Source organism: Leeuwenhoekiella nanhaiensis, from assembly GCF_002744755.1.
GTDB classification, from domain to species: Bacteria; Bacteroidota; Bacteroidia; order Flavobacteriales; family Flavobacteriaceae; genus Leeuwenhoekiella; species Leeuwenhoekiella nanhaiensis.
This window is the reverse complement of record NZ_KZ319306.1, coordinates 20,574-28,148: the sequence shown is the minus strand read 5'-3', so window position 1 is coordinate 28,148 and position 7,575 is coordinate 20,574. Positions and strand designations below refer to the sequence as shown.

Annotated in this window: 13 protein-coding genes; 11 read left to right on the top strand and 2 right to left on the bottom strand. The window is 38.5% G+C overall.

Annotated elements, in window-relative coordinates:
- Positions 1 to 379: 379 nt before the first annotated feature.
- Positions 380 to 829 (bottom strand): hypothetical protein, encoded by a 450-nt coding sequence (locus CJ305_RS17950; RefSeq protein WP_099647681.1) that lies wholly within the window; start codon positions 827 to 829, stop codon positions 380 to 382.
- A gap of 2 nt (positions 830 to 831) precedes the next feature.
- Positions 832 to 1,497 carry a S24 family peptidase gene (locus tag CJ305_RS17945; protein ID WP_143469416.1) on the bottom strand — a complete coding sequence of 222 codons (666 nt, stop codon included), beginning with the start codon at positions 1,495 to 1,497 and terminating at the stop codon, positions 832 to 834.
- A 187-nt stretch (positions 1,498 to 1,684) separates the two neighbouring features.
- Between CJ305_RS17945 and CJ305_RS17940 the strand changes: the two genes are divergently transcribed.
- The 11 genes from CJ305_RS17940 to CJ305_RS17900 are packed head-to-tail and all read left to right on the top strand — an operon-like array spanning position 1,685 to position 7,520.
- On the top strand, positions 1,685 to 2,002 hold the full coding sequence (locus CJ305_RS17940; protein WP_099647679.1) for a response regulator transcription factor: 318 nt from the start codon (positions 1,685 to 1,687) through the stop codon (positions 2,000 to 2,002).
- A 3-nt stretch (positions 2,003 to 2,005) separates the two neighbouring features.
- Positions 2,006 to 2,311, top strand: coding sequence for a hypothetical protein (locus tag CJ305_RS17935; RefSeq protein WP_099647678.1), 306 nt, complete (start codon positions 2,006 to 2,008; stop codon positions 2,309 to 2,311).
- Positions 2,312 to 2,313: 2 nt separating this feature from the next.
- On the top strand, positions 2,314 to 2,532 hold the full coding sequence (locus tag CJ305_RS17930; protein WP_099647677.1) for a hypothetical protein: 219 nt from the start codon (positions 2,314 to 2,316) through the stop codon (positions 2,530 to 2,532).
- Between the two features lie 44 nt (positions 2,533 to 2,576).
- The gene (locus CJ305_RS17925) at positions 2,577 to 2,825 is read left to right on the top strand and encodes a hypothetical protein (protein WP_099647676.1); all 249 of its coding nucleotides are present in this window, start codon (positions 2,577 to 2,579) and stop codon (positions 2,823 to 2,825) included.
- A 2-nt stretch (positions 2,826 to 2,827) separates the two neighbouring features.
- The gene (locus tag CJ305_RS19520) at positions 2,828 to 2,974 is read left to right on the top strand and encodes a hypothetical protein (RefSeq protein WP_189319488.1); all 147 of its coding nucleotides are present in this window, start codon (positions 2,828 to 2,830) and stop codon (positions 2,972 to 2,974) included.
- A complete protein-coding gene (locus CJ305_RS19770) occupies positions 2,974 to 3,099 on the top strand; it encodes a hypothetical protein (RefSeq protein WP_262490595.1) in 126 nt (41 codons plus the stop codon). The genes CJ305_RS19520 and CJ305_RS19770 overlap by 1 nt, the downstream gene beginning before the upstream one ends.
- 20 nt (positions 3,100 to 3,119) lie before the next feature.
- Positions 3,120 to 5,150, top strand: coding sequence for an AAA family ATPase (locus CJ305_RS17920; protein ID WP_099647675.1), 2,031 nt, complete (start codon positions 3,120 to 3,122; stop codon positions 5,148 to 5,150).
- A 52-nt stretch (positions 5,151 to 5,202) separates the two neighbouring features.
- On the top strand, positions 5,203 to 6,078 hold the full coding sequence (locus CJ305_RS17915; protein ID WP_099647674.1) for a RecT family recombinase: 876 nt from the start codon (positions 5,203 to 5,205) through the stop codon (positions 6,076 to 6,078).
- A 6-nt stretch (positions 6,079 to 6,084) separates the two neighbouring features.
- Complete coding sequence (locus CJ305_RS17910; RefSeq protein WP_099647673.1) at positions 6,085 to 6,822, top strand: MBL fold metallo-hydrolase; 738 nt, start codon at positions 6,085 to 6,087, stop codon at positions 6,820 to 6,822.
- Positions 6,823 to 6,825: 3 nt separating this feature from the next.
- Positions 6,826 to 7,284, top strand: coding sequence for a hypothetical protein (locus CJ305_RS17905; RefSeq protein ID WP_099647672.1), 459 nt, complete (start codon positions 6,826 to 6,828; stop codon positions 7,282 to 7,284).
- Positions 7,281 to 7,520 carry a hypothetical protein gene (locus CJ305_RS17900; protein WP_099647671.1) on the top strand — a complete coding sequence of 80 codons (240 nt, stop codon included), beginning with the start codon at positions 7,281 to 7,283 and terminating at the stop codon, positions 7,518 to 7,520. The genes CJ305_RS17905 and CJ305_RS17900 overlap by 4 nt, the downstream gene beginning before the upstream one ends.
- Positions 7,521 to 7,575 lie beyond the last annotated feature (55 nt).

The following is a 7,575-nucleotide window of genomic DNA, read 5'->3' as shown; positions in this document are numbered from 1 at the left end:
TTCGAACCTGTGACCGTCTGCTTAGAAGGCACCGACAGAAGCGATTTAAAAAGATAACACACTGATTATCAATTCGTGTTTTAATTCAAAACATTGTCAGAAGGTCTATTTGATTTTGTTGGGTTAACTTTTCGATTAACGTTGGGTACTCCCCTAAATATCTGTTCTTCAAGGCCGAACACCCAATTAACATTAACTATAAATATCGAGCATACCCGTCTGATGTGATCTGGTGTGAAGTGTGCATCACCATTACGAACTCTGGAAAGATTCTGAGGAAGTATATCACAAGCTTCACAGAACTCCTTATCAAAGCGTATGGAACCCTGAGCCTTCAGAATTTCCAACAATTCAAACATTTTATGGTCGGTGTACATACTTACTTTTTATCGAACAATCGGTTAAGCTTCTTTTCAGTCATCCAAATTGAAAATGCTAGTGTTTCATCATTATCATCTATTGAATGATTAAATCTGAAATTCTTTACTCCAAATGATTTTTCAAATTCAAGAAACAGATATCCACCCTCTTCAAGCATTAATTTAACTGGTGTTTCTGGTATCTCATTGTATCCAGAAATGATTCTATTGTACAAATCATCATAATCTGTTTCGGATATTTTAAATGAGCGATACTGGTCTAAGTATTGATATTTAGCATCCGCAAAAGTGATTTTATATTCATCATCCATTTTTTCAATGGCAATGTGGAGTTTTCCCATCGGAGCAATTTTCCCAATAGTTTCAGCCTCTGCCTCTTTTACTTCAGTCATTTGACCATAGGAATAGCTAAAGGCAATAATCATTACTGTAGTAAGTAGTTTTTTCATAATCAGTCAAGTTGTCTTTTGATGATGTTGTACAATTCCTTAACATCATTGAGGTTAATAGTAAAATCTTGGTATTCCGGGCTATCGTTTAAGCTGTGGCAGGTTATGGTACCGCGTTCCACATCGTGTTCTACAATTTCCTTACACATCACAGTATCGCGGTGTACGATTATCCAATGTGGGTATTGCTTTACACGGAGCGGACTGGTCCAATGGTGTTTCTGAAGTTCACGGCCTAGTACTATAGTACCGTGTGGGATGCTGTTTATACTACCATCGTTCATAGAATCGTTGATCACTTCAAATGCTCGGTAGTTACCCTGGCCAATACGATCAACTACAAATGAGACTTTCCCCAGGTCATTAATGTACTCAGCATCCGTGTATTCACTCACATAAGTAGCCTGTGCGCGAACCGGTACTAGTGGCACGGTAAGTAAGTATTTGCCCCCGGCCATCTCTTCATATTGCAAGCCCCTTCCATTCTCATAGTATGTTAGTGGTTCATTGACTTTTATATCAGAAACCTTTTCATTTTTTATTTGTAACAATTGTTCTAAGTGTTCCAAATAGATTTCATCTACACTTTTTCTGGAAAATGCAATCCTTAGCGCAGGGCCTGATACAGGAAGCCCTTCAGCTGCTTTTTCCCAGCTAAGTTTAGCCATTTTACGGGCTTTATTAATTCTTTCTAATCGATCAGACATAAAAAAATGATACAGATAGAAATATTTTAACAATTAGATTGTTCTATTTGTTCCAATTGTTACTATATTTACACCGTTGATGTAACAAAGTAAGGATAAATACCTGAGTTACGAAACAGATCAGAATCGAATTAGTAAAAATCTACCAATGGAATTAACCGCCAGAGAACAAACAATTGCCCGATTAATCACTAAGGGCAAACTGCAAAAAGAGATTGCAGATGAGTTGTACATAAGTCCACGCACCGTGTGCAACCATACCGTGAACATTATGAAGAAATGGGATGCACGTAGTTCGATTGATATCGCACGCAAATACATCGTGAAGAATCCAAAAGAGTTCTTTACCGCACTCACCTTTCTTTTCATCCAGTCGATGATCATTTTTAACTGTGAAACAATGGAATTGCGCAGACCGGTACGATCAGGAAGCCGAACCGTGAAAACCGCCCGTAAATACGAATAGTCTATGGAAACTGTAAACAATCAAATCTTAGAGCTTAAAGGTGAGCAAATAGGCTCAAAGCCAAGCAAGCAATTGCTTGAATACCTTAAGAAGTACACCACTGGTAAAGAACGCGCCAAAGCTTCTGTTAATAGCGGTGTAGGCATACACACTATCATTTCTTTGGTAGTAGGACGCGCCACGATCACAGAGCAAAACATCGCCGGTCTTATCGAGTTGGTTCATTTGGCTATCGAAAACTGTGTAGCACAAGCCGCAGAATATAAAGATGCCGGTGCCAAGCTTCGCAAGCTTCTTAAAACTGCATAGCCATGGCACGAAATCCGGCAATTACGCAAATCTACATTTTAGAAGAGCAGATAAGACAATTACAAAACACCGTGAAGGTGTTGAAGAAGGGGCTTACAGATAGTGGTGCATCTAAGAGCCCCGCCCGAAAGGGTGTAAAAGAAAGCATCAAGCTAGATGTGGAACGCAAACTGGCTAAAAGAAGAATCAATCAAATGAAAAAAGCTACCGGTGGCCGATAGCTTTTAGATCAGAATCAAATCGCTTAATCACAAACAATTTGAATATGGCAAATGTACTTAAAAAAATCGTAGTGAGTAACCCACTAATCAATTTTGAAATGCACGCTCACGCTGAAATGTATGACTGCATAGAAAACGATGAAGAGATGGCTGCTTTTTACCATCACTTACTGGATATAGCTGATCACTATGAAAATCAAGGTATCGATAGACCTCTTTACCGATCGATGATCTATGCAATGATAGCATACTCTACAGACTGTAATATAAACGCTCAAATGCTACTGCTGTGAAAATGGATATAGAATTCCGTTTCGGTCGATGGCTTGTAAACGGCAAACGGATGGAAGACCTCAATATGGATGAACGCCACTTTATGGATGATTTCTTCAGAGAGGTTAAAGTAACTCAGGAAATGTACAACCCTCAACAATCAGCTTAATGGATGCACTAGACAAACAATTAGACCGGCTCGATAAGAAATACTATGCCTTGATTGGTGGAGCTACAGGCTTCGCCGTAGGTGTAGCATTCTCAGCCCTTGTAACCTATTTAATATTCGCTTAATCACTAAACACTTTTTTATTATGAATCAGATCAAAATCAAATCGCTAACCCTTTTAAACTTTAAAGGTATTCGCAAACTTCACATTGATGACTTCGGGCCAGTGACCAGCATCTTTGGTGACAACGGTACTGGTAAAACATCAATATTTGATGCCTTCACCTGGTTACTTTTTGGTAAAGACAGTGCAGATCGTACTGCCTTTGAAATTAAAACACTCGACAAGTCAAACAATGTAATACCTAAGCTGGAGCACGAGGTTACAGCCATTCTTGAGGTTAATGGTGAACTGGTAGAACTCAAACGCATATTGCGTGAAAAATGGGTAACCAAACGCGGTTCTGAAGTGGCTGAGTTTTCAGGTAACGAAACCGTTTATTTCTGGAATGAAGTACCGCTAAGTGCCGGGGACTATTCTAAAAAGGTGAGTGATATTCTTGATGAAAAAATATTCAAGATGATCACCAATCCGATCGCTTTCAACTCACTCAAATGGCAGGATCGCCGCAATGTACTCATTGATATGGTGGGCGGTATTACTGATGAAGAGATTGCTCGTGGTGATAAAGACTTTGAAAACCTTATTGCAAAGCTTTCTAATAAATCACTTGAAGAGTATCAGTCTCAGGTTGGTGCCAAACTTAAGAAAATGAAAGCCGAACTCAAATTGATACCTACTCGTATTGATGAAGTTGAACGTGGTAAACCTGAAGCAATCAATTTCGATCAAATTGATCAGAAAATGGGTCAGGCCGAAAAGGAAATTGAAAAGATTGATGCCCAGATGCGCGATGAACTTGAGGCTGAACAGGGTCTTATTGAGCAAAAGCGTGAGATTAAAAAGCGCATCAACGATCTGGAGGATAAGGTCATTGATATAAAGCACAAAGCACGTAAGGAAGCCTACAAACAGTATTCTGAAGCAAGTTCTGAAGTGCGTAAGCTGCGCGATAAACTAAGCGAACTGGATGCTGAACTTGAAACTGCAGATCGTGGTCGTGATACCTTGGCTCAAAAGAAAGAAGCTAAGGAAAAGGAAATTGAAGCGCTGAAAAATCAAAACAAAGCTCTTGGTGAAAAATGGAAAGCCGAAAATGCCAAGGTATTTGAGATGGATGAGAACGCCTGCAAGTGCCCTACCTGTAAGCGTGAACTCGAAGCTGAAGATATTGATGCCAAGCGTGCTGAATTTGAAGAAAATTTCAATAAAAACAAACGCCAGACTTTAGAAAGCATCAACGCAACCGGTAAGGCTAACACAGATTCAATTAAACTCTTAGAAGCCGAAATCAAAACCCTTGACGAACGTATTGCTAAAGGCACTGATCTGGTTGCTGATTTGAAATCTCAAATGGATTCAATATCCAAACAGATCGACAATGCCGACACAGCAGATCTTCCTTCAGAAAATGAAATCTATGATCGTCTGATCAAAGAAAATGAAGAACTGGAAGCTGCAGAATTAAGCATTAAGAGACTTACTGAAAAGGCTGATTCACTTAAGAAGGTTGACACCAGTGAACTTGAGGCTAAGAAACGAGAGGTTAAAGAGCGTCTCAATGAATTAGCCCTTCAGTACAATAAAAAAGATCAAATCAAAGCAGCTGACCAGCGAATTGAAGAACTCGCAAAAGAAGAGACTGCAATGGCTCAAGAGATTGCGAGTCAGGAGCGTGAGCAGTTCGTTATTGAGAACTTCATCAAGGCCAAGATTGAAACCCTTGAAAAGCGAATCAATTCAAAATTTGAGATAGTAAGCTTCAAGATGTTTAACACTCAGATCAACGGTGGCCAGACCGAAACCTGTGACACACTCATCGATGGTGTGCCCTTTTCAGATGCAAACACGGCTAGTAAAATCAATGCCGGTATTGATATCATCAACACCCTCACTAATTACTACCAGATAAACGCGCCAATCTTTATCGATAACCGCGAGAGTGTGGTCAATCTTATACCCAGTAAATCACAGATCATCAATTTGATTGTATCAGAATCAGATCAAAAGCTTCGAGTTGCAACCCAAAACAAACGTGTAGCAGTAGAAGCTTAAACATTAATCCACAGAGGGACTTTCGTGTCCCTCTCTTAATCCTTTTAAATTTATGAGTAAAAATGCAATTGCAGTAGTAAAAGAAGCTACTATCGAAAATGTTCAGAATCGTATTGCTGAACTTCAACAAGGAGGCTTTAAACTCCCTAGTAATTATTCACCTGAAAATGCCTTGCAATCTGCCTGGTTAATACTTCAGGATGTACAAACACGAGATAAAAAGCCAGTACTAGAAGCTTGTAGTAAGAACACCATAGCAATGGCCTTGTTTAAAATGGTTCAACTAGGCTTAAACCCTGCTAAGAATCAGTGCTATTTCGTTCCTTATGGAAATGACTTGATTTGTATGACATCCTATTTTGGTCAGGTGATGATCGCAAAACGAGCGGGATTACTTGATGTAAAAGCCAACCTTATACTTGAAGGCGATGATTTCAACTATAAGATTGAAGCTGATGGTCGTCGTGTTATTACCGAGCACAACCAGCCTTTTAAAAATTTCGGAAATCCTATCATAGGCGCTTATTGCGTGGTTACACTTCCTGATGGTGTTCAGGATACAGATATCATGACCATTGATGAAATTAAGCAATCCTGGAAGCAAGGTGCTACAAATGGAAATTCACCAGCACACAAAAATTTTGAAGGTGAAATGGCCAAGCGTACAGTTACCAATCGTGCCATTAAAATGTTTGTAAACAGTTCAGATGATAGTGCGGTTCTGGATGATGATGATCCAGGAATATCCCCTACTCAGGCTCACGTGAATCACCAGATCAAAGAAAACGCAAACAGAAAGGAATTATCCTTTGATGATGCTGATGATGCGGAAGAGATTGAAGTAAAAGGCGAAGAAGAGGTTAAATCCGAGAAAGTCATTACGGAACAGAAGGAAGAGCGTATGCCGGAAATGCAATTTGAAGCCTAGAAAGCTATGAGGTTAAAGGTAATCGGTACAGGAAGTAAAGGCAATGCCTATCTGCTTTACAATGATCAGGAATGTTTGATGATTGAATGTGGTGTGAATATTAAGGATATCAAAGTGGCTCTAGACTTTGACTTTTCAAAAGTCGTGGGCTGCATCCTTACACACGAACATAAGGATCACTGTAAATCAGTTCAGGATGTACTAAGATTAGGAATTAAAGTATATGCCACGGCTGGAACTTTCGATGCTCTTAATATACAGAATGGTTATAAGCACAGGGCTACGCCCCTTAATCGCATTGATGATTTCAAAGCTGGCAACTTTAAAGTGAAGTGCTTTGATGTTAAGCACGATGCTGCAGAACCTTCCGGCTTTATGATCTATCATCCTGAATGTGGCAAAGTCCTATTCCTTACCGATACCTATTACTGCCCATACACCTTCAAAGGATTGAATAATATCATCATTGAAGCAAACTATTCAGATGAGATCATCGCAGGTAAAATGACTGAAATGGAATTCTTAAAGAATCGAATTATCCAGTCACATATGAGTTTAAAAACCTGCATCCAGACCATTAAGGCAAACGACATCAGCGCGGTTAATAACATCGTACTCATTCACCTTTCAGACATCAACAGCAATGAAGTTCAGTTCAAAAATGAAGTGATGAAGTCAACCGGATGCACGGTTACAGTCGCAAATAACGGGGACGATATCCCATTCAATAAAACACCTTTTTAACCTATGGACAGTTTAAAAGCAATACAGTTAACTAAATGTATTAATGGCTTAAATGAAGTTCTTCCAGTAATACCGGAAGAAGATTTAAACCAAATCATTTCACTTTTAGAAAAATATACCTTAAAAGTCAAGAATTATAATAAAACAGAATTAACTGTTATCAATCCAACAAAAAGGGAACTAGGTTCATTTTCAAGTTCAACAATTAGAATTATAAGGTCAAAATATAAGCCGGATTTTATTGATCAAAACAAAGACAAAATTGATGTTCTAATAAAGTCTACAAATTTTGATGAAGAAATTATAACGGCTAAAATTTTATCATCTCGAAGACAGCCTAATTATTATCGTAGGGACGATTTAGATAAGGTACTCAACGAACACTTAAACCTACAGATATATCAATCTTTTATAGATCAAAACGAAGAATTTTTCATTAACAATATAAAATATCTTTTATGAAACCAGTAAACAATAAATCATTCAATGCATTCTTATTCGGTCAAATGGACAAATTAGATAATGACCAAATAGATGTAGAAAAAGCAAAAGCACAAGCTGGTCTTGCTAAACAAGTTAATAATTCATTTAGGTATGAACTTGATCGTGCCGAAGTTCAAATGAAACTAGCTAAACATAATGCCATTTATAAAGATGGTTTGAGATTAAGAGAGGTAGAAAGCAAAAATTTTGATTAATGCCACTCAAAGAACACGAATTCTGGAACACAGGAATGCATCCCATAACAGGATG

Excerpts from the sequence above, each read along its gene's own strand:
- CJ305_RS17950 (WP_099647681.1), bottom strand. The coding sequence starts at position 829 with ATGAAAAAACTACTTACTACAGTAATGATTATTGCCTTTAGCTATTCC.
- CJ305_RS17945 (WP_143469416.1), bottom strand. The coding sequence starts at position 1,497 with ATGGCTAAACTTAGCTGGGAAAAAGCAGCTGAAGGGCTTCCTGTATCA.
- CJ305_RS17940 (WP_099647679.1), top strand. The coding sequence starts at position 1,685 with ATGGAATTAACCGCCAGAGAACAAACAATTGCCCGATTAATCACTAAG.
- CJ305_RS17935 (WP_099647678.1), top strand. The coding sequence starts at position 2,006 with ATGGAAACTGTAAACAATCAAATCTTAGAGCTTAAAGGTGAGCAAATA.
- CJ305_RS17930 (WP_099647677.1), top strand. The coding sequence starts at position 2,314 with ATGGCACGAAATCCGGCAATTACGCAAATCTACATTTTAGAAGAGCAG.
- CJ305_RS17925 (WP_099647676.1), top strand. The coding sequence starts at position 2,577 with ATGGCAAATGTACTTAAAAAAATCGTAGTGAGTAACCCACTAATCAAT.
- CJ305_RS19520 (WP_189319488.1), top strand. The coding sequence starts at position 2,828 with ATGGATATAGAATTCCGTTTCGGTCGATGGCTTGTAAACGGCAAACGG.
- CJ305_RS19770 (WP_262490595.1), top strand. The coding sequence starts at position 2,974 with ATGGATGCACTAGACAAACAATTAGACCGGCTCGATAAGAAATACTAT.
- CJ305_RS17920 (WP_099647675.1), top strand. The coding sequence starts at position 3,120 with ATGAATCAGATCAAAATCAAATCGCTAACCCTTTTAAACTTTAAAGGT.
- CJ305_RS17915 (WP_099647674.1), top strand. The coding sequence starts at position 5,203 with ATGAGTAAAAATGCAATTGCAGTAGTAAAAGAAGCTACTATCGAAAAT.
- CJ305_RS17910 (WP_099647673.1), top strand. The coding sequence starts at position 6,085 with ATGAGGTTAAAGGTAATCGGTACAGGAAGTAAAGGCAATGCCTATCTG.
- CJ305_RS17905 (WP_099647672.1), top strand. The coding sequence starts at position 6,826 with ATGGACAGTTTAAAAGCAATACAGTTAACTAAATGTATTAATGGCTTA.
- CJ305_RS17900 (WP_099647671.1), top strand. The coding sequence starts at position 7,281 with ATGAAACCAGTAAACAATAAATCATTCAATGCATTCTTATTCGGTCAA.